Annotated in this window: 32 protein-coding genes and 1 pseudogene; 10 read left to right on the forward strand and 23 right to left on the reverse strand. The window is 30.3% G+C overall.

The features are described 5' to 3' along the window. Positions 1–96 precede the first annotated feature (96 nt). The 8 genes and pseudogenes from AGR56_RS22630 to AGR56_RS06550 form a co-directional block, all read right to left on the reverse strand. Positions 97–459 (reverse strand): annotated as a pseudogene (locus AGR56_RS22630) (aminotransferase class III-fold pyridoxal phosphate-dependent enzyme); the annotation flags it as partial. Then, entirely contained in the window at positions 392–1,078 is a 687-nt protein-coding gene (locus AGR56_RS22635) for an aminotransferase class III-fold pyridoxal phosphate-dependent enzyme (RefSeq protein WP_278279583.1), read from the reverse strand. The gene AGR56_RS22635 and the pseudogene AGR56_RS22630, both read right to left, overlap by 68 nt. Positions 1,079–1,113: 35 nt before the next feature. Continuing rightward, complete coding sequence (locus AGR56_RS22640) at positions 1,114–1,371, reverse strand: aminotransferase class III-fold pyridoxal phosphate-dependent enzyme (protein WP_278279584.1); 258 nt, start codon at positions 1,369–1,371, stop codon at positions 1,114–1,116. Between the two features lie 14 nt (positions 1,372–1,385). Further along, the gene (locus tag AGR56_RS23330) at positions 1,386–1,871 is read right to left on the reverse strand and encodes a hypothetical protein (protein ID WP_347460428.1); all 486 of its coding nucleotides are present in this window, start codon (positions 1,869–1,871) and stop codon (positions 1,386–1,388) included. Between the two features lie 76 nt (positions 1,872–1,947). After that, entirely contained in the window at positions 1,948–3,039 is a 1,092-nt protein-coding gene (locus tag AGR56_RS06540) for a M20/M25/M40 family metallo-hydrolase (RefSeq protein WP_347460430.1), read from the reverse strand. A gap of 22 nt (positions 3,040–3,061) precedes the next feature. Then, positions 3,062–3,721, reverse strand: coding sequence for an AEC family transporter (locus AGR56_RS06545; RefSeq protein WP_242851351.1), 660 nt, complete (start codon positions 3,719–3,721; stop codon positions 3,062–3,064). Continuing rightward, positions 3,708–3,977 (reverse strand): AEC family transporter, encoded by a 270-nt coding sequence (locus AGR56_RS21525; RefSeq protein WP_242851352.1) that lies wholly within the window; start codon positions 3,975–3,977, stop codon positions 3,708–3,710. The genes AGR56_RS06545 and AGR56_RS21525 overlap by 14 nt, the downstream gene beginning before the upstream one ends. Positions 3,978–3,995: 18 nt before the next feature. Further along, entirely contained in the window at positions 3,996–5,138 is a 1,143-nt protein-coding gene (locus AGR56_RS06550) for an iron-containing alcohol dehydrogenase (RefSeq protein WP_053241586.1), read from the reverse strand. Between the two features lie 206 nt (positions 5,139–5,344). Here AGR56_RS06550 and AGR56_RS20740 point away from each other — a divergent pair, with 206 nt between their 5' ends. Further along, positions 5,345–5,506 (forward strand): hypothetical protein, encoded by a 162-nt coding sequence (locus AGR56_RS20740; protein ID WP_198149953.1) that lies wholly within the window; start codon positions 5,345–5,347, stop codon positions 5,504–5,506. A gap of 182 nt (positions 5,507–5,688) precedes the next feature. Here AGR56_RS20740 and AGR56_RS06555 read toward each other — a convergent pair whose 3' ends face one another. From AGR56_RS06555 to AGR56_RS06590, 9 genes are all read right to left on the reverse strand, one after another. Next, a complete protein-coding gene (locus tag AGR56_RS06555; protein WP_053241587.1) occupies positions 5,689–6,444 on the reverse strand; it encodes a peptidylprolyl isomerase in 756 nt (251 codons plus the stop codon). A 107-nt stretch (positions 6,445–6,551) separates the two neighbouring features. Beyond that, positions 6,552–7,019, reverse strand: coding sequence for a substrate-binding domain-containing protein (locus AGR56_RS21530; protein ID WP_242851353.1), 468 nt, complete (start codon positions 7,017–7,019; stop codon positions 6,552–6,554). Then, positions 6,965–7,573 carry a LacI family DNA-binding transcriptional regulator gene (locus tag AGR56_RS21535; RefSeq protein WP_242851354.1) on the reverse strand — a complete coding sequence of 203 codons (609 nt, stop codon included), beginning with the start codon at positions 7,571–7,573 and terminating at the stop codon, positions 6,965–6,967. The genes AGR56_RS21530 and AGR56_RS21535 overlap by 55 nt, the downstream gene beginning before the upstream one ends. A gap of 28 nt (positions 7,574–7,601) precedes the next feature. Continuing rightward, positions 7,602–8,666 carry a glycoside hydrolase family 130 protein gene (locus AGR56_RS06565; protein ID WP_053241588.1) on the reverse strand — a complete coding sequence of 355 codons (1,065 nt, stop codon included), beginning with the start codon at positions 8,664–8,666 and terminating at the stop codon, positions 7,602–7,604. A gap of 124 nt (positions 8,667–8,790) precedes the next feature. Then, on the reverse strand, positions 8,791–9,651 hold the full coding sequence (locus tag AGR56_RS06570) for a carbohydrate ABC transporter permease (protein ID WP_053241589.1): 861 nt from the start codon (positions 9,649–9,651) through the stop codon (positions 8,791–8,793). Beyond that, positions 9,639–10,412, reverse strand: a complete 774-nt coding sequence (locus tag AGR56_RS06575) for a sugar ABC transporter permease (RefSeq protein WP_198149954.1) — start codon at positions 10,410–10,412, stop codon at positions 9,639–9,641. The genes AGR56_RS06570 and AGR56_RS06575 overlap by 13 nt, the downstream gene beginning before the upstream one ends. Before the next feature lie 256 nt (positions 10,413–10,668). Further along, positions 10,669–11,583, reverse strand: coding sequence for an extracellular solute-binding protein (locus tag AGR56_RS06580; RefSeq protein ID WP_084756898.1), 915 nt, complete (start codon positions 11,581–11,583; stop codon positions 10,669–10,671). Next, positions 11,555–11,932, reverse strand: a complete 378-nt coding sequence (locus AGR56_RS22645) for an extracellular solute-binding protein (protein WP_053241592.1) — start codon at positions 11,930–11,932, stop codon at positions 11,555–11,557. The genes AGR56_RS06580 and AGR56_RS22645 overlap by 29 nt, the downstream gene beginning before the upstream one ends. A 47-nt stretch (positions 11,933–11,979) precedes the next feature. Then, positions 11,980–12,921 carry a DUF1861 family protein gene (locus AGR56_RS06590; RefSeq protein ID WP_053241593.1) on the reverse strand — a complete coding sequence of 314 codons (942 nt, stop codon included), beginning with the start codon at positions 12,919–12,921 and terminating at the stop codon, positions 11,980–11,982. 480 nt (positions 12,922–13,401) lie between these two features. Here AGR56_RS06590 and AGR56_RS06595 point away from each other — a divergent pair, with 480 nt between their 5' ends. The 4 genes from AGR56_RS06595 to AGR56_RS06610 all read left to right on the forward strand — a co-directional run bounded on the left by AGR56_RS06595 (position 13,402) and on the right by AGR56_RS06610 (position 17,759). Beyond that, a complete protein-coding gene (locus AGR56_RS06595) occupies positions 13,402–14,718 on the forward strand; it encodes an aspartate kinase (protein WP_053241594.1) in 1,317 nt (438 codons plus the stop codon). Positions 14,719–15,094: 376 nt separating this feature from the next. Then, complete coding sequence (locus tag AGR56_RS06600) at positions 15,095–16,168, forward strand: 2,3-butanediol dehydrogenase (protein WP_053241595.1); 1,074 nt, start codon at positions 15,095–15,097, stop codon at positions 16,166–16,168. A 127-nt stretch (positions 16,169–16,295) separates the two neighbouring features. After that, positions 16,296–16,721, forward strand: coding sequence for a hypothetical protein (locus tag AGR56_RS06605; RefSeq protein WP_053241596.1), 426 nt, complete (start codon positions 16,296–16,298; stop codon positions 16,719–16,721). Between the two features lie 30 nt (positions 16,722–16,751). Further along, the gene (locus AGR56_RS06610) at positions 16,752–17,759 is read left to right on the forward strand and encodes a 3-oxoacyl-[acyl-carrier-protein] synthase III C-terminal domain-containing protein (protein ID WP_053241597.1); all 1,008 of its coding nucleotides are present in this window, start codon (positions 16,752–16,754) and stop codon (positions 17,757–17,759) included. 76 nt (positions 17,760–17,835) lie between these two features. Here the strand turns inward: AGR56_RS06610 and AGR56_RS06615 are convergent, their stop codons facing one another. The 5 genes from AGR56_RS06615 to AGR56_RS23335 form a co-directional block, all read right to left on the reverse strand. Further along, a complete protein-coding gene (locus AGR56_RS06615; RefSeq protein WP_198149956.1) occupies positions 17,836–19,236 on the reverse strand; it encodes a thiamine pyrophosphate-binding protein in 1,401 nt (466 codons plus the stop codon). A gap of 11 nt (positions 19,237–19,247) precedes the next feature. Further along, positions 19,248–19,466 carry a thiamine pyrophosphate-binding protein gene (locus tag AGR56_RS22650; protein WP_198149958.1) on the reverse strand — a complete coding sequence of 73 codons (219 nt, stop codon included), beginning with the start codon at positions 19,464–19,466 and terminating at the stop codon, positions 19,248–19,250. Positions 19,467–19,482: 16 nt separating this feature from the next. Then, entirely contained in the window at positions 19,483–19,920 is a 438-nt protein-coding gene (locus tag AGR56_RS06620; RefSeq protein WP_053241598.1) for a hypothetical protein, read from the reverse strand. Positions 19,921–19,944: 24 nt separating this feature from the next. Beyond that, positions 19,945–21,033 (reverse strand): methyl-accepting chemotaxis protein, encoded by a 1,089-nt coding sequence (locus AGR56_RS06625; protein ID WP_053241599.1) that lies wholly within the window; start codon positions 21,031–21,033, stop codon positions 19,945–19,947. Positions 21,034–21,551: 518 nt separating this feature from the next. Beyond that, positions 21,552–21,665: a lmo0937 family membrane protein gene (locus AGR56_RS23335; RefSeq protein WP_347460520.1), complete on the reverse strand. Its 114-nt coding sequence runs from the start codon at positions 21,663–21,665 to the stop codon at positions 21,552–21,554. Between the two features lie 104 nt (positions 21,666–21,769). On the opposite strand from AGR56_RS23335, the gene AGR56_RS06630 reads away from it, so the two are divergent. The 5 genes from AGR56_RS06630 (at position 21,770) to AGR56_RS06650 (ending at position 26,129) form a co-directional block, all read left to right on the forward strand. Further along, positions 21,770–22,477 carry a response regulator transcription factor gene (locus tag AGR56_RS06630; protein WP_053241600.1) on the forward strand — a complete coding sequence of 236 codons (708 nt, stop codon included), beginning with the start codon at positions 21,770–21,772 and terminating at the stop codon, positions 22,475–22,477. Then, on the forward strand, positions 22,470–23,462 hold the full coding sequence (locus AGR56_RS06635) for a sensor histidine kinase (RefSeq protein WP_053241601.1): 993 nt from the start codon (positions 22,470–22,472) through the stop codon (positions 23,460–23,462). The genes AGR56_RS06630 and AGR56_RS06635 overlap by 8 nt, the downstream gene beginning before the upstream one ends. A 72-nt stretch (positions 23,463–23,534) precedes the next feature. Continuing rightward, positions 23,535–24,299, forward strand: a complete 765-nt coding sequence (locus tag AGR56_RS06640; RefSeq protein WP_053241602.1) for an ABC transporter ATP-binding protein — start codon at positions 23,535–23,537, stop codon at positions 24,297–24,299. Beyond that, positions 24,289–24,699 carry an FtsX-like permease family protein gene (locus AGR56_RS06645; RefSeq protein WP_053241603.1) on the forward strand — a complete coding sequence of 137 codons (411 nt, stop codon included), beginning with the start codon at positions 24,289–24,291 and terminating at the stop codon, positions 24,697–24,699. Before AGR56_RS06640 ends, AGR56_RS06645 begins: the two co-directional genes overlap by 11 nt. Next, entirely contained in the window at positions 24,696–26,129 is a 1,434-nt protein-coding gene (locus AGR56_RS06650) for a hypothetical protein (RefSeq protein WP_053241604.1), read from the forward strand. The genes AGR56_RS06645 and AGR56_RS06650 overlap by 4 nt, the downstream gene beginning before the upstream one ends. 35 nt (positions 26,130–26,164) lie before the next feature. Here AGR56_RS06650 and AGR56_RS06655 read toward each other — a convergent pair whose 3' ends face one another. Continuing rightward, positions 26,165–26,827: a FlxA-like family protein gene (locus AGR56_RS06655; RefSeq protein WP_053241605.1), complete on the reverse strand. Its 663-nt coding sequence runs from the start codon at positions 26,825–26,827 to the stop codon at positions 26,165–26,167. Positions 26,828–26,850 lie beyond the last annotated feature (23 nt).

Below are 26,850 nucleotides of genomic sequence, written 5' to 3' on the forward strand. Positions count from 1 at the left end.
CTATTATTAAAATTATAACATTTTATAATAAAATTTTCAACTTTAATAATAAATAATTATATTTTTTAATAAAGTTGAAAAATTAAATAGTTATTTTTAAATCAAATTGTTAATAGCCTTATCTACTATAGAAACAGCTGTATCTATTTCTTCCTTTGAAACAGTTAGTGGTGCTATAAACCTAAGTACATTATGATCTGTACCACATCCCAATAGTATAAGACCATTTTCAACTGCAAACTGTCTTATTTCCGTTACAATTTCTCCATAAGGTTCATTATTTTCTTTACAGAACTCAACACCAATCATCAAACCAATGCCTCTTATATCACCTATAACATCGTATTTATCTTTAAGCTTTAAAAGTTTGTCTTTAAGATACTTACCCATTTTATTTCCATTTTCTAAAGCTCCATTTTCCATTTCCTCTATTGTTGCAAGAGATACAGCACAGGATACAGGATTTCCACCAAAGGTTCCACCATGAGCTCCGGCTGGCCATTTTTTCCATAAGTTCCTTTTTCCCTATGACAGCACTTAAAGGAAAACCCGAAGCAATTGCTTTAGCACATGTAAAAATATCCGGTTCAACTCCAAAATGTTCATGTGCAAATAGTTTTCCTGTTCTTCCAAAACCGCATTGAACTTCATCAAAAATAAGGCATATTCCATATTTATCACAAATATCTCTAACAGCTTTTAAAAACCTTTTGGGAGGAACTATGTATCCACCTTCTCCTTGAATTGGTTCCATTATAATAGCTGCAACGCTGTATGGATCTATTAGTTTCTTAAACATATCGTCAAATTGTTTTATACATTCCATGCTGCAAGTTTCTTTATCCTGCTTGTAAGGACATCTAAAGCAATATGGATATTCTGCAAAATAAACGCTTGGAAGAAGTGCTTCATAATTTTTTCTATAAGCTGAACTTGAGCCAGTTATAGAAGCAGTGGCTAATGTTCTTCCATGAAAAGAGCCTTTAAATGATATAATTGCTGGTCTTTTAGTAGTATATTTAGCTAACTTTATAGCCCCTTCATTAGCTTCAGCCCCACTATTACTAAAATAAACCATAGTATTGTTTCCTGTGAGTTCAACTAATTTTTCTGCTAATCTAACATAGGACTCATAATAACTACGTTATGTCCTCCATGTATAAGCTTGTCTATTTGTTCTTTAGCAGCTTTTACAACAGCCTCATTATTATGTCCTAAATTACATACAGCAACTCCACTCGCAAAATCCAAAACTTTTTTGCCATCCTCTGTGTACAAATAAGAACCCTTACCCTTAACTACTCCTAACTTTGTAGCTCTCCCTGCCACAGGAGGAATAACTTTAAGACTTCTTTCATAAAGACTACTCAATTTAAATCAACTCCTTATTTAAATAATTTTTTAATTGTAAGCATTATTAATTTTGGTAAAACCTCAAAAGAATAAGGTTTATACACTCTCTCTGTCCACTTATGTGCATCCTTACCATAGCAGCCATAATTCACTGCTGATATATTAAGCTTTTTTATTTCTTTAAGTGGAACTCCATAAATTTTATTCCACCCAGGGAAATTTGAAGTTATGCTATAAAGCTCATCAAAATTGTCATCTACTTTAAGATAGCTGCTATCAGAAAGGCTTGGGAAAAATTGCATTATCTTAAACTCTTCATTTATTTCCTCTCTTTCATTTAGTTCATCTGTATAGGCTTTTATCTTATCTATAATTTCTTTTTCCCCATCATTTTCACTTTTCAATGTATTATGAGGACAATATGGAGCAGCAAAGAAAATCACTATACAAGGCTTTTTATTGGTACATATATTGAAAACTTCCTGAACAATCTTAAGTGATATATATCTTGAGTCCACGCTTTCACTTAAAAGTTTCTTTGCGTAATTTTCAATTTTCTTATCTAAATCTCCCTCAAAACTTTTTTCTGCCTCTTTATAAAGTTCTGAATAAGTTATAACCTTTGGTACAAAAATTTAATGGTTCATATTCCTGCTTTACCATTTCACAGTATTTTTTATACCTATCTTCATTTTTCTTTATTGCTCTTTCAAAAGCATCCCTTGCAGCCTTTTTAAGCTTTTCTAATGTTTTTTCCGGCGACTCGTTATGAACAGCATAATTAAAATACGCAAATGCAGAGAAAGGAGTTTGAACATTATAATTTTCTTTTAAATCTGTAAACTTCAAAACCGAAGGTGGTAATGTATACTCTCCTTTGTATTCATCACACATTCCCACATTAAGATTAATTTCATTTATGAGTTCTCCTGCAAGATCATCTGGATTTAAGCCTTCAAAACATTGTCCTACATGTGTTTCTTTTCCTACAAAATAAAAGGAAGGAAGAAGCTTGCCTACAGTTCCTGTGTATATATATTTTGCTTTATCGCCTTTATACATAGGACATATATAATCATTATTTATTGCCATAACATACTGAAGCTTATATTTATCTTTTAATTTATTTAGCACGTCTATTGCTTCAATTATCCCAGTATGCTGATTTTCCTCAACTGGATTTGACATAAAAAGTATATTTCCATCTATTTCACTGACCAATTTTGAAATTTCTTTTAATACTACCAAATGGACTGCATCACCACTTTTCATATCCGATGCTCCTCTTCCAAATAGCCAATCTCCACTTTCAAGATCTTCTTTTACTTCATTTGGCAATTCAATTTCCTTTAGTTTCTCCATTAAAGTTTTAGGATCAAAAGCGTACTTAGCTAAATTCCCAAAATCATCTACACCAACAGTATCCATATGCCCATGCAAAATTATTGTTCTACCTGAACTTCCATTTTCTCCTCTTAAAAGTGCAAAAACATTTGATCTCCCCAACTTATCATTTTTTAAAGGCACTTGAAAAATGTAATCTTGATGCTTTTTAAAATACTCAATTTCTTTTAAATAACTGAATATTTTATTACTTAGCTTTCCTTCCCCTTCCGTGCCATTGACACTAGGTATATTAACAAGTTCAATAGTTAATTTTTCTATTTCTTCACCTATTTTGTTCATTTAATCATCTCCTAAAATAATTCTATATTTTCAAAAGTACAATCGCAGCTGGTATAGTAATTATGGATAAAACTGTTGTTACAAATACTATTTTTGAAGCATACTTAAAATTTTCATTATAGCTTTTGGCGAGTATTGGACAAAGTGTAGCAGCTGGCATTGCTTCGCAAATTACTATTACCCCTATTACAAAATCATCTACTTTAATAAGCTTTAATACACAATAAATAATAAAAGGTATTATAATAAGCCTAAAAATTGAAATATAATAAAGAGACCAATCTTTAAAAATATCTCTAAACTGAATTTCTGTTAATATAGATCCAATTACCACCATTGAAAGCGGTGCTGTCATAGATCCTACAAGGTTACAAGCTGAATTTATAGTATATGGAATTTTTATATAGAGAAACATAAAAAGCATTCCAAAAGCAACAGCCATTATATTGGGATTAAAAAATATTTTTTTGTAATTCAAGTTTCCTTTGCTTTTATCTAAAATCGATACTCCGATAGTCCATACAAACACGTTATAAGCCAAATTAAATATAGAGGTATAAAGTACTCCCTTAGAACCATATATTATTTTTAAAATTGGGAATCCTATAAAGCCACAGTTGGAAAACATTCCAGCAAACATCAGTATATTTCTTTTCCCATATCCAAACTTAAATGAAATCAATTTGCCTAATCCCATGGAAAAAATAAAATGTTGCTATCGAAAACACTAAAATTTTTATTATAGTTAAAAAAATCTGTCTAGAATATTGAATATTAAAGGAAGTTAATATCATTAGTGGAAGTGTAATACTAACTATAAAATTTGAAATGCAACTTGTTGCATTATCATCAAGTATTTTAACCTTAGCTGAATAATACCCAACTCCCATTATTAAAAACAAAACTAAAATTTGCCTAAATACATATAAAGTTTTCATAATTAAAGCCCCATAAATTTATACTTCTATATCCTTTCCTTCATATATGTGTATTAGCATTTTTTTCATTTCTCCTTTTGAAATTGAGACTGGATTTACCTTAGTAGAACCAAGCATAGAATTAGAAACTAAAAGTTCAATATCTCTTTCAAATGTCTCCTTATTTATACCAGCTTCTTTAATAGATACAGGTATATTTAAAACCTTCTTTAAATTTTTTATCTCGTCTATTATGTCTTTACTTCCTATAACTTTAGAAAGGTATTTAAGCTTATCGCTTACTAAAATATTTCTTGAATTATATTGAAGAACATAAGGAAGTACTATGGCATTTGTAAGTCCATGGCCCAAATTATATCTTCCTCCAAAAGCATGAGAAATTCCGTGAACCATGCCAAGTCCAACATTTGCAAAAGCGCATCCAGCCATGCATTGAAAATTATGTACTTTTTCCCTGCTTTCAATATCTTTGTTTTTATACGAAAGTGGAAGATATTTTATTAAACCTTCAATAGCTCCCTTTGCAATACTTTCTGTAAAGTCATCAAGATTATTATTTGTATAACACTCAACCGCATGAGTCAAAGCATCCATTCCTGTTTCTGCTGCTATGTTATCCGGCATACTCATAGTTATTGCTGGATCAAGTATTGCAAGATCTGGTATCAAACTTTCAGCTTTTATCGCAAGTTTAAGACTTTTCTCTCTAAAAGTTATTACCGATACCTGAGTCACTTCAGTTCCAGTTCCAGATGTAGATGGAATCGCTATAAAAGCTGTATTTTTCTCTTTTAGGTATTGATATATCAAATACATTACCAAAATTAATTTCGGATATTCATAAAATAATGTCATAACCTTTGCTGCATCTATTGGAGAACCACCTCCTGCAGCAATTACCACATCAGGTTTAAACTTGTTCATATCCTCTAATCCACTTATTACGCTTTCCGTATCTGGATTTTTAGACACTCCAGCATGTACAAATACCTCTGAGCCCTTATCCTCAAAAATTTTTGTAATTTTATCTATGGTTCCATTTTTAAACATTGACTTTCCACCAGTTACTATAAATACCTTATTAAAATTTTCATTTTTTAAAAATTCTATTGAGTTTCTGCCTGTAACAATTGCATTTCCATGAAAAATTAATTTTTTCAATTTTGCTTCCCCCTTGTATTTGTATTTGTATACAATTGTGTGTAAAATTTATATAGCTGTTTTAATATATTGTTACTTTTTTCTTATACATTTTATTAATATGCTATCATATTTGATATTATTTTGCAATATTAATTTTATATTGTGTGATTTATATAAATCATGTAAAATATTTGTATATAAAGCAAATTAAGAGGGGGATTACTATGCAAGCTACTGCTATGTTCACATTTATTAATCTAATAATTATTCTAGTTTTATTAGTTATGGGAATTTACGGATTCGTACTATTTGTTAAACTCGCCAATCGAGGAATCAAAGCACTTGATATTTACATAAGTGAAAAGTCTAAAAATAATGATAACTAAGAATATCCTGTTACATTAAATTACATCAATAACCCTTACACCTTAAAAATCTTGGTAAAAAAATCGTAAAATACTTAGATATTTCAATCTGTTTGACCGATAGGGAGTTATTGAAATATCTTAGGATTTTACGATTTTTTTACCTTAGATTTATAGAATTTTTTTAATGCTACAAAGTACTGTTACTTCGCAGCATCTTTCATTTCAACTTTATATTTATTCTTAAGCTGATCAATATACCAAGTGTACTTCATGCTTTGCCTTTCCTGCATTAACCTTTTTCTTATAGCTTCTTTTACACTTTCAAAATCTCTTGGTGCTGGTGGTATTTTGTCTTCAACTTTGATTAAGTGATATCCAAATTGAGTTTTTACAGGATTGCCAACTACTCCAACCTCTTGAGAAAATGCTGCTTCTTCAAATTCTGGAACCATTTGTCCCTTTGAAAAAGCTCCAAGATCTCCACCTCTTTCTTTTGATGGACAGCTTGAGTATTCTACAGCTGCATCCTCAAATGTTTTTCCTGCTTCTATTTCCTTCTTTATTTTTAAAGCTTCTTCTTCTGAATTTACAAGTATATGTTTTGCACTTATCTTTTCTGAATCCTGAAATACTTCTTTATTTGCTTCATAATATCTTTCAAGTTCTGATTCTGCAACTGCTACTTCATTCATGACTTTATTTACTGCCATTTGAGTAAGTATCTGTTTCTTAGCTTCTTCTATTTGCTTTTTATAAATTTCATCATTCTCAAGTCCTGCATCCTTTGCATCCTCATAGATAAGTTCAAAAGAAATAACTTCATCTAAAAGTCTCTTTCTACCATCTTCCCCTTCAAAATACTGTTTTCTATCTTGTGGAAATCTTTCTGCAATTTCTTCAAGTTCTCTTTCTGTTATTTCTCTTCCGTTTACTACAGCCAAAATTTTCTCTTCCATTTATTATCTCCTCATAAACATATAATTTAAGTTAAACTAGATTAATAATAACATTATAACCATATCAGTTCAACTGCTAATCCCAAAGTATATGCAATTTCGATTTTCTATCTAACAGAATCTCTTTCAATCAACTCTACTTCCATCATTATGCTTTCTATAGGCTCATCTCTATGGTTAATTCTCCATAATAATCTACGTACAGCTTTCCTTCCCATCAATTCCTTATTTACTTTAACTGTAGTTAGTTTTGGCATCACCATATTGCACAAAACTGTATCATCAAATCCTATAATAGAAACATCTTTTGGAATTTTATATTTCAATGTATTTAATGCATTGCTTAATTGAATTGCCGCACTATCATTGGAACATATAAAGGCTTCTGGCATTTCTTTTATATTAGACAATTTTTCTATTATAGACTTTACATCACTCTTTATTACGAATTCCTCCAAATTCCTTGTTATTGAAAATCTACCTGTATACTCATTTATATTTTTAGCTACCATAAAATCTTTTAATGCTTCATTATATCCAAAATATCTCTCTTTAATACTAATAGAATAATCCAAATCTCCAAAAAACCTATATTTTTAAACCCCTTATCTATGAGATATTTAGTAGCTTTATATGTTCCAAAACTATTATTGGAAACTATACTATCTACATTTTCCATAAAAGAAGTGTTATCAACTAAAACCATCGGTAAATTCATTTTTTTTAAGTCTGCAATGTATTGATTTGGTATATTGCCCAATGCTATAACCGCTGATGTTTTCTTTTCTTGAACACAAATTGGAATGGAATAATTTTCAGGATCAATAAAATTTACTATTAAAGTAATGCTATTTTTTTTAGCTTCATCTTCTATTCCCTGAATTATTTTAGAATAAAAATATGGATCCTTAAAAAATCTACGTTCCAATAAAAGACATATATTTTTACTAGCAAATGTATTTAGATACTTAGTTTTTCTATCAAAGTATCCCATATCATTTGCCGTCTTTAACACCAGTGATCTTGTTTTCTCACTTACACCACTTTTATTATTTAGCACTAATGAGACTGCATTTATCGATAATTTTAAGCTTTCTGCAATATCTTTCATAGTGACCTTTTTTGACATAATATACATCATCCTTATAACCAATTTATTAGTTCACATTTATAAAATTCAGTACATCTTCTAAATGAAATTCAGCATAAGCCATAGAAGTATCTGATACACCGTAATATAATTTAATAATATTGTCTTCACATATAGCACCACATGTAAATACAACGTTGCCAAAAAATCCATCCGTTTCGTAATTCATCCTTGGTGCCAATATTGGATTATTGCAGCGAGCTATTATCTTACTTGGATCATTTAAATCAAGAAGTAGCGCACCTATACAGTATTTATCACTTTTATCTGCTCCATGGTATAATTCAAGCCAGCCTTTTGAAGTTTTTATAGGAACAGCACCAGCCCCTATTCTTCCATTATCCCATTTATTTTTTCTAAGCCCAATTAAGTGTTTGTGATTACCCCAATATAGCAAATTATCTGACTCAGAAATCCAAATTTCAGGATCTCCAACACTTTTTGATGCCGGTCTATTAAGAGCATAATATTTTCCGTTTATTTTTTCAGGAAATATTACAACATCTTTATTTTCTGGTGAAAATATCATACCACAATTTTCCTTATTTCTAAAGTCTTTTGTTTTGATCATTACTTCACCTATTCCAAATTTTGAAACTCCACTAAAATATATGTAGTAAACATCGCCTATTTGAGACACCCTTGGATCTTCAATTCCAAAAGCTTCAAGTTCACCTTCCGGAAATATGAACGGGAAATCTTCTACCGAAAATTGTTTTCCGTCTTTGCTTCTTGCAATTCTTATATAGGATATTGACGTCAAATATTTAAAGCTTCCATCTTTCTTTATATTATCTTTTATAACTCTTGAGTCAGAAAAATCATAATTCTTATCCTTTTTATCAAATTCTCTAACTTCTATTTTATTGGTTTCAGGGTTCATATATGCAGCTTTTATCTTTTCAGGATTGTTATTTATAGGCTTCTCTGCTACTCTCAAAAGAAGTATAGTTTCATCCTTATATCTAGCAGTTCCTGCATTAAAAGTGCCTATAACTTGGAATCCATCTATATATGGTCTTACATCTTGAGGTTTAATTATTGGGTTTTTTTCATAGCGATATACTTTCATTTCTCTGCCTCCTATAAGGTTATCAGCTCAAATATTAATTTATACATATCTCACAATGTCTTGAAAACATGTGAAAATTAAATTTCAACATGATAACCCTTCAATACGATTGATTCATTTTTATTTATCCTTTTGTTCCTGTAAAACTTATTCCCTCTACAAAATATTTCTGGCATGTAAAGAATAATATAAGCATCGGTAATAAGACCAATAAGGACGCTGCCATTAATGGTCCCCATTCCACTTTTTGTGCTCCATTAAACATAGCTAATCCCAGTTGAAGTGTAAACTTACTACTATCATTTAAATACATAAGAGGTCCAAGTAGATCATTCCATGAACCCTGAAATGACATTATTCCTATAGTTATTAATGCCGGTTTAGATATTGGTAAATAAATTTTATAAAATATTTGAAATTTATTTGCTCCGTCTAAAGTTGCAGCCTCCATCAATTCATTTGGCTGGCACATAAAAAATTGTCTTAGCAAAAATACAAATACAGCTTGGCCTCCAAAAAAGCAAGGAACTGTTAATGGAAGAAATGTATTTATCCAATTTAATCTTGTAAACATATTAAAAACAGGTATTAATGTAACTTCACTTGGAAGCATTATGGTAGATAATAAAATCAAAAACCATATATTTTTTCCCGGAAAATTAAATTTTGCAAATCCATAAGCTACCATTGCAGATACAAAAACCTCTGCAAAAACTCTTATAGCTGTTATAATAGTTGTATTACAAAAATATTTTAAAAAACTTATTTCTGTAACAGCTTTAGCATAATTTTGCCAGTGGAAACTATGTGGAAACCATTCAGGCGGCACCTGAAATATAATATTACTTGATTTTAAGGAAGTCGAAATCATCCACAAAAGTGGCAAGATGCACAATATTGAACATATAATTAAAAAAAGGTATATAAAAATATTTCTTATTAATATAGATCTACGCCTTTCTAAATTCCTCTTTACATTTTGCAATTTTTCCTGCCTCCTTCTTTGAATAACTTTTTAGAAAACCTTCTTTTTTTACTTGAACTAACTTCTCCACTATAAAACACCCAAATACTTGATGACTTAAATACCAATGCGGTCAAAATTAAAATTATTAAGAATAATATCCATGCCATAGCAGTGGCATATCCCATTTTGAAATATTTAAATGCATTTTCATATAAATAAATCATATAAAACTTACCCTGGTTTCCAGCGCCACCTATGATATACGCATCATTAAACTTTCTAAAAGCTCCTACTATACCCATTACTAAGTTATAAAATATTATTGGTGATAGCATAGGAACTGTTATTTTTGTAAATTTTTCAAACCAACCTGCGCCGTCTATTTCAGCTGCTTCATAAAGAGTTTTAGGTATGTCTTGAAGTCCTGCAAGATAAGTTAATATTCCTCCACCAGCTCCCCACACAGCTATCAATAAATATGATGGCAGAACCCAATTTGGATCCGAAAGCCAGCCCGGTCCGCTTATACCAATCTTAGCTAATACCATGTTAATAAGTCCAAAGTTTTTATCAAGTATCCATCTCCACAACAAGGCTATGGAAACTCCTGAAACTACGGCCGGTAAATATAAAATTGTCCTAAAAACAGATATTCCTTTAATTTTATTGTTAAGAAACACAGCCAATGTTAGTGATACCAATATACCTAAAGGGACAGAAAAAATTGCAAATTTAGCAGTTACAGTTAATGCATTTATAAACTGGTTATCGTGAAACAAATCTATATAGTTTTTGAATCCTATAAAGGTAGGTGCAGTAAGTGAATTCCAATCTGTAAATCCAAAATAAAGAGCTTGTACAATAGGAATTAATTTAAAAATTATGAATCCTAAAACCCAAGGTAATATAAATAAAAACCCTGCATATTTTTTTAAAAATTTTTCATACAGACAACTCCTTTAAAGTTCCTTAAATCTAAAACTTAGCACACAATCCACTTCTAATGTAGCTTGTGCGCTAAAACCTTTTTAATTATTATTCAGTAATAGATTTAATCTTATCTACTGCATCTTTTATCCCCTGCTCTGGTGTCTTTTTATTGTACAAAATTGGTTCATATAATTCATCGCTTAATGCAGTATCGATTTCCGCTTCCTTTTCTTGATTGTTAAAACCTCTTGCATAAGCTGATGATTTCTTAATTACGTCTAAAGCATAAGCCTTTTCAGGTCTTACCTTAATTACATTGCTAAGCCCAGATTTTGTAGGCGAAACTATTTTCCACTTTTGAATAGCATTTGTAAGATCTACTAAAGCTTCATATGCAACATCCTTATTTTTAGTTTGCGATGATATAACAGTAGATGCAATCCAGCTAAATGTACTCTTTTTAGTTTCATACGGTATTTCAGACATACCAACTTTAAATTTTTCATTTACCTGATTTTCTATGTCATCACCAGCTCCTCCAAAGAACATACCTATTTTCCCAGATTCAAATAACTGAGCATCACCCATGTTTTGAGCTTGTTCTTTATCCGGAGAAATTTTGTCCACATTTATCATTTTAGAAAGCATATTTAATCCTTTAAGTGCCTCTGGAGAGCCTAATTTTATCCTTCCATTTTTATCAATTGTTTCTCCACCATACGTCCATACCCATGTATTTATTGGTGGCCAACCATCTATTACCGTACCCCATTGATCTATTTTTCCATCACCATTTTTATCTTTTGTAAGTTTTTTTGCAGCATTATCAAAGTCTTCCCATTTCCAACTTCCATTTGGTTCTTCTATTCCAGCTTCCTTAAATAAAGCTTTGTTATAATACATAACAACTGGCTGACTTATCCATGGAAGCCCATATAATTTTTCTTTATATTTCGCAGTGTCAAGGGGTCCAGCATAATAATTTTCAAGCTCAACTTTTTTTATCTTTTTCAGCTTTATTCGTTATATCCATGATTGCTCCTACCTTAGCATACATAGGTATATATTCTTGAGACAACCACATTAAATCAGGTGCTTGTCTAGCTGATATCATGGTTTGAATTTTTTGATAATAATTTGACGGTATACTTTGAATTACTAATTTGTAATTCTTTGATTTAGCATTTAATTTGTTCACAAGATTTTGATATTCCTTTAATTCACTGGCACCTGCATAAGTTGCTACCTTTAAAGTTACTTTATTGGTATTTTTTTGCAAATCACCATTTGCTCCACAGCCGTAAAAAGTTGTTGTAATTAAAACTAAAGTTAATAACAATCCTACCTCTTTTATCCATTTACTATTCATAAGAATCCTTCCTTTTCTATTATATTTAATAAGTTTTATCATAAAGCTTATTTTTCATATTGTATAAATGGATCATCAATTACTATTTCGTGAGCTTCTGCGTCACTTACTCCACAATAAAGTTCTGCTTTGCCATCATCTCTTCTCACAATTCCTCCACTAAATATTACATCCACCAAATCTTTTCTCTTATAATCACCATCCTTAAAATTTTTCCTTGTAGCTATTATTTTCATTGGTGATGTTTCTCCTGTTGAAACATTAAATGCGAAGCTCGTTGAATAATAATGTCTGTTTCCATCCTTATCAAATTTAGCAATATGCCCTAAAACTCCAATTAATCCATTTGATAATTTATAAATACTATTAACCCCTCCCCATTCATCCTTAATAAATTGATTTTTAAGAAGCTTTGCTTTTAATATATTCTCTGCATTTAACTCATCTAAAGAATTTAAAATTAAATATCCTATATTTGCACCATCAAATTCATTTTTAGGTCTTGTAAAAACTAAAATCTTTCCGCCATTTAATTGTATAAGTCTTATATCTTTCATAAGTTCTGGGCCTTCTGCAAACCTCTGAAGTCTATTTAAGTTATTACCCTTATAAAAAACTGTTTTATAAAGGATACTATTTTTATCATCTTGTTTGTACCTTATTTCAACCCCACCCAAAATAAATTCATTGCTAACTTTTGTTATAAACGGATCTTGGAGCTTTAAAATAGGCATGTCATCCTTTTTAACCCATATATCATTACCTACACTTTTAAAAAATACTGCTTCTGAATTCTCACTATCTCTTTTTTCAACTCGTCCAACTATTAGAGTGTCCTGCCCATATTTAAATGGAGCTGTAATATTATATACGTCATTTTCATTCACACCCTTAAAATTTAACCGCTTAGAATAATAGCTTTGTAAATTCTTATTAGAAAATTCAAGTAAAAGTTCAGTTACATTTTTAACTTTTAAAGTAGTTTCCATTCATAGTCCCCCAATTCATATGTAATATTAACGTTTACATTTAAATGTTAAAACAGTTTTGCTTTAATTTCAATTGCATTTTACTTTAATTTTAAATTTAAAATCAAATTCACCTATTTACCTATCTATTACACCTGTACGTCATCAAAACACATGCTGAATATTTATTCAATGCTCATACTTAACTTCAGAATCTTTTTGAAATATAAGAATGGCTATTCTGCTCACTTTTAAGCACCAATTCAGTTATTACTATTTACTTTATAAGTTACCATAGTATAATATATAAATAATCATTAAAAGATTTAAAAAAACACACACATTTATTTTATAGGGGAAAGTTTTTTATATATAGGATTAATGCCTCAACTAAAGCTATGCATGTCTCTAATTCCTTGAACATATCATTTTGAAACATGTATAACTTAAGTTTCCGCACGATAATCCTTAAATCAAACAATATTAAAAAGGGTGGTTAAAATGAACAGGCTTATAGTAACAAAATTTGGAGGTAGCTCTCTTGCAGACTCAAATCAATTTAAAAAAGTTAAATCAATAATAGAAGGTAATAGCAGCAGAAAATACGTTGTACCTTCAGCCCCAGGTAAAAGAAACAGTAAAGATTACAAAATTACTGATCTTTTATACCTTTGTCATGCTCATGTACAAAATGGAATACCTTTTGATGATGTATTCAAACTTATATCTCAAAGATATAAAGAAATTGTGAATGAGCTTAACATAGATGTAAACATAGATACATATCTTGAAAAAGTAAGAAAGGACATAGAAAATGGTGCCTCCAGTGATTATGCTGCCAGCAGAGGAGAATATCTTAACGGTGTAGTACTTGCTAAATATTTAGGTGCCGAATTTATAGATGCAGCAACAGTAATATTTTTTGATGCATCTGGCAATTTTGATGAAAACAAAACATATAAGAGCATAAGAGAAACTGTCTTAAAATATGACAAAGCAGTTATACCTGGCTTCTACGGCTGTGATACAGATGGAAATATAAAAACTTTTTCTCGCGGTGGCTCAGACATAACAGGCTCAATTATTTCTTCAGCAATAGGTGCTGATCTATACGAAAACTGGACAGATGTTTCTGGCTTCTTAATGGCCGACCCTAGAATAGTAGAAAACCCTAAAACAATAGAAAAAGTAACTTACAAGGAGCTTAGAGAACTTTCTTATATGGGGGCCACTGTTTTGCACGAGGAAGCAATATTCCCAGTACGTGATGCTGGTATTCCTATAAATATAAAGAACACAAATAGGCCAGAAGATGTCGGTACTTTAATTGTCAATGATACTGAAGAACCTGCCCGCTTTGGAACTATAACAGGTATTGCAGGAAAAAAAGACTTTACTGTAATTGCAATAGAAAAAGCTCTTTTAAATTCAGAAATTGGATTCTGCAGAAGACTTCTTTCTATACTTGAAATGTATGGGATATCTTTCGAAAACATGCCTTCCGGTGTAGATTCTGTTTCACTTGTAATTGAGGACTCACAACTTAAAAACAAATGTGAAAAAGTAATAGACGAAATAAAAAGACAATGCAGTCCTGACTCAATAGAAGTACATCCTAATATGGCCCTGGTCGCCACAGTTGGACGCGGTATGGCCAAAAGTACAGGAATAGCGTCAAAAATATTCTCTGCACTTTCGGGTGAAAAAGTAAATATTAGAATGATAGATCAAGGCTCCAGCGAAATAAATGTGACCGTTGGTGTAGAAAATGCTGATTTTGAAAAAGCCGTAAGAGCTATCTACAATACTTTTAACTAATGCTTTGTTAAATAAATGCAAAAATCAACATTCTTTTAAAACATAGCCTTAAATAAAAATAAACTAACTTAAAGAGCCTGTATTAGCGATTTTTAAAATCATTAATACAGGCTCTTTTTTAGGCAGCTTTTCTTGCAAACTTACCATATTAGATAAAGCTCCCTTTAGATACGTTGATTTGTTATCATGCTAATATAAGTATTGTTTGATAACACACGCCATAAATAGTATAATCTTCTTATGCCAAATTTTTAACAAAAATGCGCCTTTTCCCGAGTTTTTGATCAAAAACTGCATTTTTTTGTTAAAAAAGAGGCTTACACTAATTTCTTAGTGCAACAACCCCATAAATTAAATTATGTAAGGAGGAAAATTTATGAAAGCTGCTTTATGGTATAACAGAAAGGACGTAAGAATAGAAGAAACAAAAGAACCAACAGTTTCATCTGACATTGTGAAAATTAAGGTTAAATGGTGTGGAATATGCGGTTCAGACTTGCATGAGTATCTAGCTGGCCCTATATTGATTCCAGTAGAACATCCTCATCCTTTAAGCAAAACTACTGCTCCGGTTATATTAGGCCATGAATTTTCGGGTGAAGTAGTTGAAATAGGTGAAAATGTTAAAAACATAAAAGTCGGTGATAGAGTAGTCGGAGAGCCTATGGTAGTATGCGGCAAATGTCCAGCATGCCTAGAAGGGAAATACAATTTATGCTGGTCTGTTGGAGCATATGGAATTTGCGGCACTGGAGGAGGTTTTGCTGAATATGCCTCACTTCCAGAGAGATTCATACATAAAATTCCAGATGAGCTTTCCTTTGATAAAGCTGCATTAGTAGAACCAATCACAGTAGGAATGCATTCTATAGCTAGAGCAAACTTTAAAATTGGAGAAACTGCCTTAGTCTTAGGTGCCGGTCCTATAGGTCTTGGTACAATAGAATGCCTTAAAGCCGCTGGTGCAAGCTTCGTAGCCTGTCTTCAAAGAAAATCCATAAGACAAGAATATGCTAAAAATGCTGGTGCTGATATAATCTTAGATCCAAATGAAGTTGATATCCCTTCTACAATTAAAAAATTAACTGGAGGTAAAGGCGTTGATGCTGTTTTTGAAACAACTGGTGCCGAATCATGCTTTTTAGCAGGATTAAACAGTTTAAAATCTGACGGAACATTAGTAGTAACAAGCGTCTGGGAAAATGATATTAAATTCAATCCTAATTTGCTAGTATTTACTGAGAAAAAAATTGTTGGAACTATGGGATATAGAAATAACTATCCTTCAACAATTTCACTTATGGGTAACGGAAAAATAAAAGCTAATGGATGGATTACTAAAAAAATTCACCTAGATGATCTTGTAAAAGAAGGGTTTGAAATATTAGCTGGCGCAGAAAAAAAGAAGCATATAAAAATATTAGTCACTCCTGATAAAAACTTGTTATAAATTTTCATAAACTGACGTTATTTGTTTTTATTTATCATTTTTTATTTCTTTAGGAAGGATTTTGTATTTTTGCGCAGAATTATAGTTATGTATAAAAATATACTTAAGTGTAAAGGAGATATATGAGATGAGTAATAATGTAATTGAAAATGTTAATGGTTCTAGTGTAATCAAAGATAAGGAAGGTAAGTACGAACTTAAAGCAGATCCTATAAAAAACAGATTGTATCAGACAACGATCGGGCTATGGAAGGAAGCAGATATTGAAAGATTTACAGAAGATGTAATGGATAAAATGATTCCAGTGTTCAAGGGGCATAAATGGGCATGTATAACAGATTTAAGACAATTTAAAGCATCTGCAATTTCAGAAAAAATGAATAACCTTTTAGAAAATTGTAAAAGTAAAGGTTTTTTTGGAGGCGCTATAATAGTTGATAGTGCTGTTGTTAAGATGCAGTTAAATATGGCTTCTAAAAAATCTGGACTTGCTCAAAAAGCTTTTACAGATACTAAAGAATGCGAAGAATGGTTAAATTCACAAGGATACTAAAAGCTAAAATTTAAAAGAGCTGGTGATTAAATGTTTAGAAATACTTTAATTAAAGGTATCGAAACTTATCTTCCTGGAAATAAAATAGGAAACGAAAAATATATAGAGCATTTTGATAAGCAAGATATCGATATTAGAAATCTTTTAGCCTCAATAAATAGAAAATATAGATACAAAGCTTCCAATGATGAAAATGTGATTACAATGGGAACTAAAGCGTCTTTAGAAGCACTTAAAAATTTTAATGTAAAAGCTGAAGATATAGACATTATAATATTTGCTTCTAATACTCCAGAGTATTTAACTCCATCTAATGCTATAAAAATACATCACGCAGTAGGAGCAAAAAATGATGCATTAGCTTTTGATATTAATGCTGATTGCATGGGTGCTGTACTTGCTATAAACTTAGCAAGTACACTTTTAAAAGGAAATCCAAAATATAAGAAAGCTTTAGTTGTTGCAAGTACACTAATGAGTGCTTTTTCTAGACAAGATGATGCTCTTTCATATGCCACTATGAGCGATGCTGCTGTATCTATTCTTCTAGAAGCTAAAGAAGAAGACTTTGAAAGAGGCATATTATCTACGGAATGCCAAACTGATTCTAGATTTCATGATGCTACTCAAAACCCAATACATGGATTTTCAAGTTACTGGAGATCAGCTTCAACAGATAAAGAAGAAGGCAAATTAAAATCATATCCTTTTGATACATCTGAATATCCAACTATATGGGCAAGCATGATAAAGAATACTATTGCAAATACAAAATATAAAATAGCTGATGTTAAATTCTTTATCATGTCACAGTTTGTTGAAAAAATGATAGTAGATACTTTAGAAAAGCTAAATGTTGAAGATTACAAAAATAAGTATAACTTCCTTACTCCTGAAATAGGATATACAGGTTTATGCTGTGAGATGTTCGCATTAAAAGACGCTCTTGATAAGAAACTTATTAATGAAGGTGATCTCATAGTATTTGGAGGAACCGGAATAGGCAGTAGCAATATGATGATGTCCTATAAGCTATAAGACATATTTAACTTCACAATATTAAGAAAATAGGATAAATACTTTTATTTTGTCATAGAAGTATTTACCCTATTTTTTATTCGTTCTTTAAAGACTTTAATCTATCCATTATAGGCGCTGGTTCAGTTCCATCAGTTATTAGTTCAATAACACAAGGGCCATCTAAATTAGCAGTGAATTCTTTAATATTAGATATATCTTTTATATCACTTATGCTCATAGCTTTTACACCAGCCGCTTTCATAAATTCAGATATAGAAATTCTTTGTTGTTTAAATACCTCAAGACCTCTTCCATATAAAAACTTGTGTCCATGTTCTACATAAGCAAGCATTGAATTATTTATTATGAAATATATAATTGGAAGCTTATATTCTTTAGCTGTTAAAATCTCCATACCATTCATAAAGAAGGATCCATCACCTGAAAATACTGCAACAGTTCTCCTTTTATTTTGGGATAAATAAGCGCCAATGGCACCAGCAATGCTTGATCCCATAGCAGCATAGTTAAGATTAACTTCAAAATCTCCTTCTGCTGGTACATTTAAATATTTGAACACAAAATTCATAAATTCGCCTAAGTCAGAAAGATACATAGTATCATCTGGCAGTAAGCCTGTAATTTGATCTAAAAATAATCTTAAAGATAAACCTGTATGATTGTTTACATATGGAGAATTTAATTCAGGTCTTTTTATATTAAGTTGATTCTTTGAATCCGTACCTTTTATTAATTCCGGTAAAACACATCTTAAATCTCCATTAATTTTTATATCTTCGTCGAATACCTTTCCTAATTCCTTTGAATCCCAATCTACATGAATTACCTTCTTACCTTTTACAAGTTCCTCATTAAAATTACAAGTAGAAGCTTCTCCAAGGCTTGTACCTAAAATTAAAAGACATTCTATTTCCTTTGAATATGCTAAATTTGAAGCCGCATCAGTACTAGAATATCCAAAGTTTCCATAATTAAGCGCAAAATCTGAAGACACGATTCCTTTACCTTCAGGAGTTGTTACAATTGGCCAATTAAGATGACTACTTAATTCCTTAACTTCATTTTTTACCTTTCTGCATCCCTTTCCAACCATTACAATACCAGATTTGCAATTATTAATTACTGAAATGGCATCCTTCACAGCTGCAGCATCGTAATGTAGAACTTTTTTATAGTTATTTATAAATTCCCATTTAAAATCATCCTTACATTCTAACAGTTGGACATCCAATGGAATTGAAACATGAACAGGACCATATGGTGGTGTTAATGCTATTTCTATAGCCTTTTTTACGGCACTAATTACCTGTGTTTCATCAACTACAGTTTTACTATATTTCGTGATAGGCTTTAGTATATCTTCGGTATTTAATTCCTGTAAAGCACCTTTACCTATTTGCCACCTATTAACATACCCAGAAATAACAAGCACAGGAGCCTTTGCTCTATTCGCATCTGCAATACCGTTTATCATATTATTTATTCCTACGCTCCAGCCACAATACAAACACCTAAATTTCCAGATATACTCGAGTATCTTGCAGCCATATATGCAGCTCCGCCTTCGTTCTTAGCAACAATTGGTTTTATATCTTCATCATTCATTGCATCGTAGAGTGGACTCACAGTTCCAGCTGGTAGTCCAAAAATATATTTGACATCAAGCATCTTCAAATATTTTAAAATCGCATCAGATATTCTCAAAATAATACATCTCCCATTATATTAAGTCTTCATAATTCTTTACTAATTCTAAACATTTATTTATTTGTTCATCAGAAAAATTATGAAGTTTATTAATTGAAACAATACATACTATTCCCTTTATTTGAGCTTTACTTTTGTCATGTACAGGTACAATTAATATACTATCTACACCGAAAAAGAAAAAAGCTTCAGAAGATCTCTTATCTTCTTTCGTATTATCAATATGTATATATTTAGCACCATTAATTATCTGTCTTAGAACCAGTGTTTTATCAATATAAACCGGATTTTCAGCATGTCCTTTTTTCCACTTATCAATTCCTAACACATCTGTATTAGTCTTATGCACTGGATTTAACCTTCCATTTCTTATCTCATGATAAGCTATATCAGTCAATTGTGTAACCTTTCCTATTTTATCAAACAAATCATTAAGTACATCATAGCTCATATTTCTTCCCTCCAAGTATTTAAATTATTTTTCTAGATTACTTTTTAACTTATTTGAATTATCAACAATATATTGTGAAAGTTCATTTATTTCTTTAATTCCAGAAGCTAGTTCATCTACGTTTTCTTTAATTGTTTCAATACCAGCTGTTACCTCCTGCATTCCAGAAGATTCCTGCATAGTTGTAGAAGCTATTTCTGAAATATTTTCATTTAATTCATCCATGTATTTTGCTATACCTTTACTTGATTCATTTTGTAACTTAGTACTTTCAGTGATAGAATTAGAATATTCATAAGTTTTATTTACTACCTCTATTATATTTTCTATAGATGTTCCACTTGCCTCTACTAAATTTATTCCTGATTTAAGTTCTGAGAGTCCCTCTCTTGATTTATCTACAGCTTCATTAATTCTATTTTGTATATCTATGATTAATTTGCTTATTCCGTCAGTTGCACTTTTACTTTTATCTGACAATTCTTTTATCGATTTAGCTACTACTGCGAATCCCTTACCATATTCACCTGCTCTAGCAGCTTCTATACTGGCATTTAATCCAAGCATATTAGTTTGGTTTGTTATGCCATTTATCATATATACAATCTTGCCTATCTCTTCTGTAGCCTGACCTAAAGCTGTCATATAATCCACTAAGTCACTTATTTTTGTAGATACATTATTCATTGCATTTATAGCATTCGTTACTACTTTTTTTCCATCCTCGGCAGCACTCTGAGCTTTTTGAGACTCATTTGTCATATTTCCTGAAGCGGCTGCAACTTCTTCAATTGATTCAACAAGTACCTCAACAGAATTTTTTACACTGGTCACAAATTCAGACGATTTTTCTGTATTTTGAGAAGTTTGCTGAACACCACTAGATATCTGTTGAAGTGCAGCAGAAAATTGTTCTATATTTGCTGCTTGGCTATCGCTAAATTCAGATAACTGAGATAGAGCGGCTGATATTTCTTGTCCATAATCATCCAAATTACTACAAAGTTCAGCATTCACCTCACTATTAGTATTTTTTTGAATACTCTTCTTGACCTCTTCATTCCTATGTTCTGATTTGGCATTTTTTCTTTTGATTCTCTCAAAAATTTTCAAATTTCTTCCCCCTAATTTTTATTTATAAATTTAATACAAAGTTATATAAAATCCAGATGAGCCTATGTAAAACTAAGCAATTTTACAAAGTGATACCACTAAAGATTCCTTTGATATAAATCTACTAACTTTTCACTCTTAGTTCTCTTCTAGAATAATGACTCTATCCCCTTGTTTTTCGGTAAATTTCTTTTATTAATTAGGATAAAAACTCAAAATACTGTAAATAACGACAATAGCTTTTTAAAAAATATATAAAAATATACAAGAATATATATTTATAGGATTTATTTAACATTGTATATAATATTAGTACCAAATTTTTATAATAAAATCAATACTTAATTAAACAATACATAAAAATTCATAAAAGTTTTATAAACCTTAAGCATAAAATATTGCATTATCTAGTATCCTCTTTACTTTTTCTACAAAATTTATATTTCAAAAAGCAATTAAGGGGATGTCACTATTTTTTATATTTAATGCGACAGCCCCTTTTTCATGAATTTTTCAGCTTATCTTTTCTTTCCCGTTATAAAGTCATATATAAAAACTGCAACCGCAGCTACTAGTAACCAGTGTATTAAAAATCCACCTATTCTAAATACAAGTCCTAAGACCCAAAAAATACTATTATCCCGCCTATAGTTCTAAGAAGCTTCATTTTCTGTTCCTCCTTTTCTTCTCTTATAAGTTTTATGATATTATTATAATACAAAGGTGGTGGATTTTCATGACTAAAATAACAATTGTTGAAGATAATTACGAATTAAGTTTGATTATGAAAGAAAAACTTGAAAACATGGGATTTGACTGTGAAATCATAGAAGACTTTAAAAACATTGAGGATGGAATATATAAAAGCTGTCCTAACTTAATTTTACTAGATATAAACTTACCATACAATGATGGATACTACCTATGCAGAAAATTAAGGAAGACCTCTGATATACCAATTATAATAGTATCTGCTAAAGATAAGGAAATGGAACAGGTCATGGGAATTGAACTTGGCGCAGATGACTATATAACTAAGCCCTTTAGTTTTGAAATACTAGCAGCAAAAATTAGAGCAGTTTTACGGAGAGTTTATGACACAAAAAAAGAAACAAGCTGTGAGTTCTATACCGTAGGAAAACTGCTTTTAAATGAAAGTACTTTTAGACTTACCTACAAAGATAAATTTGTTGAACTTACTAAAAATGAATTTAGACTACTAAAAAATCTAATGCAAAATAAAAATAAAATAGTTACAAGGGAAATTCTTATAAAAGATTTATGGGACACGGGTTCTTTCGTTGATGATAATAATTTGTCTGTAAACATCACACGGGTTAAAAACAAACTTGGAATACTAGGTTTAAAAGAAATTATAAAGACCAAAAGAAGTGTTGGTTATATGCTCAATTCTAACGTAATTGAAGGTGAACAAGATGAATAAAAGTTCTCAAATTTCATGTTTTGTTAATGACAATCTAATCTCAACAATCTTCTTCTTAAATAGCTCTTTTATAATATTATTTTTTAATCTTTTGAATAAAGAAAAAGCTGAAATACTTTATCCTTTAAGTATTTCTATTTTTCTGTACTTAATTTTTATTTTAATAGAATGGTTTAAATATACTGGCTTTATTGCAAGTCTAAATGACATAATAAAAAATCCTTACTATAATATTTCAACTCGCATCCAACAGCAAAAGTTAACCTTGTACGCAATTAAAGGCCTCCATGAGAATTACATGAGGGAATTAAAAATAACCAAAAGTGATATAAAAAAAGAAAGAGAATTCATATCCCAATGGATCCACAACATAAAAGGAAATTTAAATGTCATAGATTTAATTGCAGAAAAATCAGCTTCACCTATAAAAAGTCAAACTCAAAAAATATATTCAAGCTTAAACAACATACTTACAATGTTCAGACTCAATGAATTTTCTAAAGATTATATACCTACGGAATCAAATCTTGCTCAATCACTGAAAAAAATTATATCCCAAAGAAGTGATGAATTTATATATAACAATGTTTATCCAAAGTTACAGCTTCACTCTGAAGATATATGGATGCTTTCAGATGAAAAATGGAACGAATTTCTCATAGGCCAGATAATATCCAACGCAATAAAATACTCGAAATCACCAAAAGAAACTAAGTATATATATTTTATTACAAAGGAAATTAAGAACAAAATTTATTTAACCATAAAAGATGAAGGTATCGGAATACCTGCCTGGGATTTGAATAGAGTATTTGATGCATTTTTTACAGGAGAAAACGGTCGAAAATGCAAAAATTCAACAGGAATTGGTTTGTACCTTTGCCATACCATATGTGAAAACTTAGGTCACACAATAAGTATAACTTCTGAAATTTCAAAAGGTACTGAAGTTACCATTTCTTATCTTGCAAAAATGAAAGATTAATAAAAACTACTTCAATAGATACTTTTTTAGATATGATTTAATATATATGGTGAAAGTAGGTGAAATCATATTATGAGTATATTAATTACAAATGGCCTTACTAAAGTTTATAGTGAGAAAAACAGCGCAAATGAGGCACATGCACTAGAAGGCGTAAATCTTAAAATCGAGGTTGGAGAGTTTGTTGGTATTATGGGGGCTTCTGGGAGCGGCAAGAGCACACTTTTAAAACTTCTTTCTGGTATAGAAAAGCCATCCTCTGGAACAGTTGAAATTAATAATGAAGACATAAATAAATTAAATGATGACGATTTATCACTTTTTAGAAGACATAAATTAGGTTTCGTTTTTCAAGATTTTAAGCTTATGGACAGCCTATCTTTAAAAGAAAATATTATGCTTCCAATGATTTTAGATAAGAAAGAAGAAAAGCTTTTAAATGATAAATCTGATGAACTAATGAAACTTTTTGATATTTATAATATAAAAAACAAATATCCAAACGAAGTTTCTGGTGGACAAAAGCAAAAAACTGCTGTATGCCGTGCCTTAGTTAACAATCCACTGCTTGTTATGGCAGATGAACCAACTGGAAATCTTGATTCAAAGTCTTCTAATTCAATCATGAATTGTTTTAAGAAAATAAATGAAAATAATAAGAGTACTATAATAATGGTTACTCATGACCCATTCGCCGCAAGCTTTTGCAGTAGAATTATTTTTATTAAAGATGGCATGACAAGCACTGAACTTATAAAAAAACACAATAGAAAAGAATTTTTAGATACAATCCTTGATTATGAAGCTATCTTGGGAGGAGTATCCTATGAATTTTAATCACATCATAATTAAAACCTTCAAAGCAAACTTCAAAAAGTTTTTATCTTATTTTTTATGCTGCAGCTTTTCTATAACTGTATTTTTTATGTATACTACTTTAATTTTAAATAACGATATAAACCGCAGTATAACTAGTTTTGGTAAAGAAGGCACAGCTATTAAAACAATGATATATTCTTCATTAATCGCTCTTATACTATTTTCTATAGTTTTTATGAGCTATTCCCATGTCTCGTTTATTAACTGCAGAAAAAAAGAATTTGAGCTTTATTCAATACTTGGCATGAATAAACATGATATTAAAAAATTAATACTATTTGAAAATTTATTTATTGCTGTTTCTTCTTTGCTCACTGGTTTAATTTCTGGTTCCGTTTTTGGAAGACTTTTTTTATGATAGTTACTAAAATACTAAATCTCAATGTTTTAGCTTTTAACCTTAGCTACAAAAACTATTTGCTTACTACATGCTCTTTTATAGTTATTTTCGTTGTAGTTCTAATTATAAACAGATTTACTTCAAGTAAAATAAATAATATATGCAAAAGTGCATTTATAAAATCCAAAGGCTCAAACTACGCTTACTTAGCAGTATTGGGATTATCTACCGTGATATTATCATACGTGATAATATACTTTTCAAAAAATAATAGACTTATTTTATCCACAGTATTATGTTTTTCTGGTACTTACTTGTTGATAACTTGCCTTGGAAATCTGACTTTGTGGATAACTAAAAGAAAAAAAAGCTTCTATCATAGAAATCTACTAACCATTACAGAAATAAGTTATAAATTTGATAAAAATAAAAAAATAATATTTATACTTTCTATTTTGAGCTGCATTGCCATTTATTTTATTGGACTTGCCTACTCTTCTTACGTTGAAACTCCAAAAGAAGTAAACATTGAAAATCCATATGATTTAGTGTACATTGAAAATTCTAATTCTCTAGCAAATTTAGTAAATACTAATGACATTTTAATAGAAAAAAAACTGCAATTTATAACGCTTAATTTAAGAAACAAATCCTCAAAAATAAATATAATATCTCAAAGCCAGTTTAATAAATTTGCAAATAAACATATACATGTACCTGACGGACAATTTATAACTCTAACTTCACGCAGCATACCAGAAAGTTCACCTTGGCATAGAGGAAGTATTTTGCTATCTGATGATTTTAATAATAAATATGAATTATCTTATTCCTATGAAATCTGGCAAATTATAATAAACTCTAATGCTTCAAACATGCATATGCTCATTATAAGCGATGATGATTATACCAATATAATAAAAAATAAAAGCCCTAATTTTATAAAAACCTATCATGCTATAAACTTAAAGAATTGGACTATGGGTATGAAATACGAAAAGAAATTAAATAGTTCTGCAAAATCAGTTTCAAAATACAATACCTATGAAATTTTGAAAGCACAAAATCTTTTCTTTTTATTTATAATGCTTTTTATTGGAGTGTTATTTTTTATATCCTGCGGCTGTATTTTAAGTTTTAAGTTATTTTCAGAAATAGACGATACATTGGATACCTATAATAAATTACGTGGAATTGGTATTACCGGTTTAGAGATGAAAAAAATCATATCATTTCAAATTAAACTTATATTTTTTGTACCAACAATTTTAGGAAGTACTCTTGGATTCTTATACATCCTTCTTCAAATGAAAAGAAATTATTTTAAGGCAGCTTTAGTAGTACACTCTTTAATAATTATATTAATATACTTGTGCTTTCAATTTATTTACTGCTATTTTACTGAGACAAAATATTTTCAAACAATTAAACTGCATTCCAAAAAGTAATTTGAATTGTAATATAAAATTACTTTTTGGAAAAATTATGCCAATTCATCTATTGTTTTTCCTTTATCCGAATCACTTACAGCTTTATCTTCACCTGTATACCTGTCAATATCGCTCTTATCTTGTTCTTTATTAATTTCATCTCCCAAATCCATCACTTTTTTCTCTAGCTTAGATACCTTACGAGTTACTGAATTTGCACGGGCCTCATCTCCAGCAGCAAGTTTTCTCTTTTTTGCAGCTCCTCTATAATTTCCTAAGCTTTCATCCACATCGGCATCTGACTTAAGTACTGCTGATTCTCCTTTTAAATGTTTTCCTACACTATCTGTTTTGCTAATTTCATTATATACACTACCATACATTAATATTGAATCTTCACTCGCACTATTTTCATTATTACCATTTACTTTACTATTATCACTTACATTATTATCATCTGTTTTATCAGTTGTTTTGCTTACTTGCAGTTCTTGAATTTGTGCCTCAATTTCCTCAATTTGCTCCTGTAATGGTTTTATTTTTTCTTGCATATCGCTACCATTACCTGCCTTACCAGAACGTATTTCTGAAATCTGCTTTTTTAATTCATCTGCCTGGCTTTGGAGTGATTTAATCTGGTTGTCAGTGTCATCACTTGATTTATTTTTAGCTGGTATATAACTACTATGACTTACATTAGAAATACCTTGTACCATAATAATCCTATCCTCCCTATCTA

The sequence above is a fragment of the Clostridium sp. DMHC 10 genome, from assembly GCF_001270375.1.
Classification (GTDB): domain Bacteria; phylum Bacillota; class Clostridia; order Clostridiales; family Clostridiaceae; genus Clostridium_S; species Clostridium_S guangxiense.

Bases quoted from the DNA above. Each gene is read 5' to 3' on its own strand.
- AGR56_RS21525 (WP_242851352.1), bottom strand. From the start codon at position 3,977: ATGAAAACTTTATATGTATTTAGGCAAATTTTAGTTTTGTTTTTAATA.
- AGR56_RS06540 (WP_347460430.1), bottom strand. From the start codon at position 3,039: ATGAACAAAATAGGTGAAGAAATAGAAAAATTAACTATTGAACTTGTT.
- AGR56_RS06595 (WP_053241594.1), top strand. From the start codon at position 13,402: ATGAACAGGCTTATAGTAACAAAATTTGGAGGTAGCTCTCTTGCAGAC.
- AGR56_RS20740 (WP_198149953.1), top strand. From the start codon at position 5,345: ATGCAAGCTACTGCTATGTTCACATTTATTAATCTAATAATTATTCTA.
- AGR56_RS06620 (WP_053241598.1), bottom strand. From the start codon at position 19,920: ATGAGCTATGATGTACTTAATGATTTGTTTGATAAAATAGGAAAGGTT.
- AGR56_RS06650 (WP_053241604.1), top strand. From the start codon at position 24,696: ATGATAGTTACTAAAATACTAAATCTCAATGTTTTAGCTTTTAACCTT.
- AGR56_RS06565 (WP_053241588.1), bottom strand. From the start codon at position 8,666: ATGAAAGTATATCGCTATGAAAAAAACCCAATAATTAAACCTCAAGAT.
- AGR56_RS06645 (WP_053241603.1), top strand. From the start codon at position 24,289: ATGAATTTTAATCACATCATAATTAAAACCTTCAAAGCAAACTTCAAA.
- AGR56_RS06655 (WP_053241605.1), bottom strand. From the start codon at position 26,827: ATGGTACAAGGTATTTCTAATGTAAGTCATAGTAGTTATATACCAGCT.
- AGR56_RS06600 (WP_053241595.1), top strand. From the start codon at position 15,095: ATGAAAGCTGCTTTATGGTATAACAGAAAGGACGTAAGAATAGAAGAA.
- AGR56_RS06605 (WP_053241596.1), top strand. From the start codon at position 16,296: ATGAGTAATAATGTAATTGAAAATGTTAATGGTTCTAGTGTAATCAAA.
- AGR56_RS21535 (WP_242851354.1), bottom strand. From the start codon at position 7,573: ATGTCAAAAAAGGTCACTATGAAAGATATTGCAGAAAGCTTAAAATTA.
- AGR56_RS06630 (WP_053241600.1), top strand. From the start codon at position 21,770: ATGACTAAAATAACAATTGTTGAAGATAATTACGAATTAAGTTTGATT.
- AGR56_RS06590 (WP_053241593.1), bottom strand. From the start codon at position 12,921: ATGGAAACTACTTTAAAAGTTAAAAATGTAACTGAACTTTTACTTGAA.
- AGR56_RS06640 (WP_053241602.1), top strand. From the start codon at position 23,535: ATGAGTATATTAATTACAAATGGCCTTACTAAAGTTTATAGTGAGAAA.
- AGR56_RS06555 (WP_053241587.1), bottom strand. From the start codon at position 6,444: ATGGAAGAGAAAATTTTGGCTGTAGTAAACGGAAGAGAAATAACAGAA.
- AGR56_RS06635 (WP_053241601.1), top strand. From the start codon at position 22,470: ATGAATAAAAGTTCTCAAATTTCATGTTTTGTTAATGACAATCTAATC.
- AGR56_RS06615 (WP_198149956.1), bottom strand. From the start codon at position 19,236: ATGATAAACGGTATTGCAGATGCGAATAGAGCAAAGGCTCCTGTGCTT.
- AGR56_RS06610 (WP_053241597.1), top strand. From the start codon at position 16,752: ATGTTTAGAAATACTTTAATTAAAGGTATCGAAACTTATCTTCCTGGA.
- AGR56_RS22635 (WP_278279583.1), bottom strand. From the start codon at position 1,078: ATGGTTTATTTTAGTAATAGTGGGGCTGAAGCTAATGAAGGGGCTATA.
- AGR56_RS22645 (WP_053241592.1), bottom strand. From the start codon at position 11,932: ATGAATAGTAAATGGATAAAAGAGGTAGGATTGTTATTAACTTTAGTT.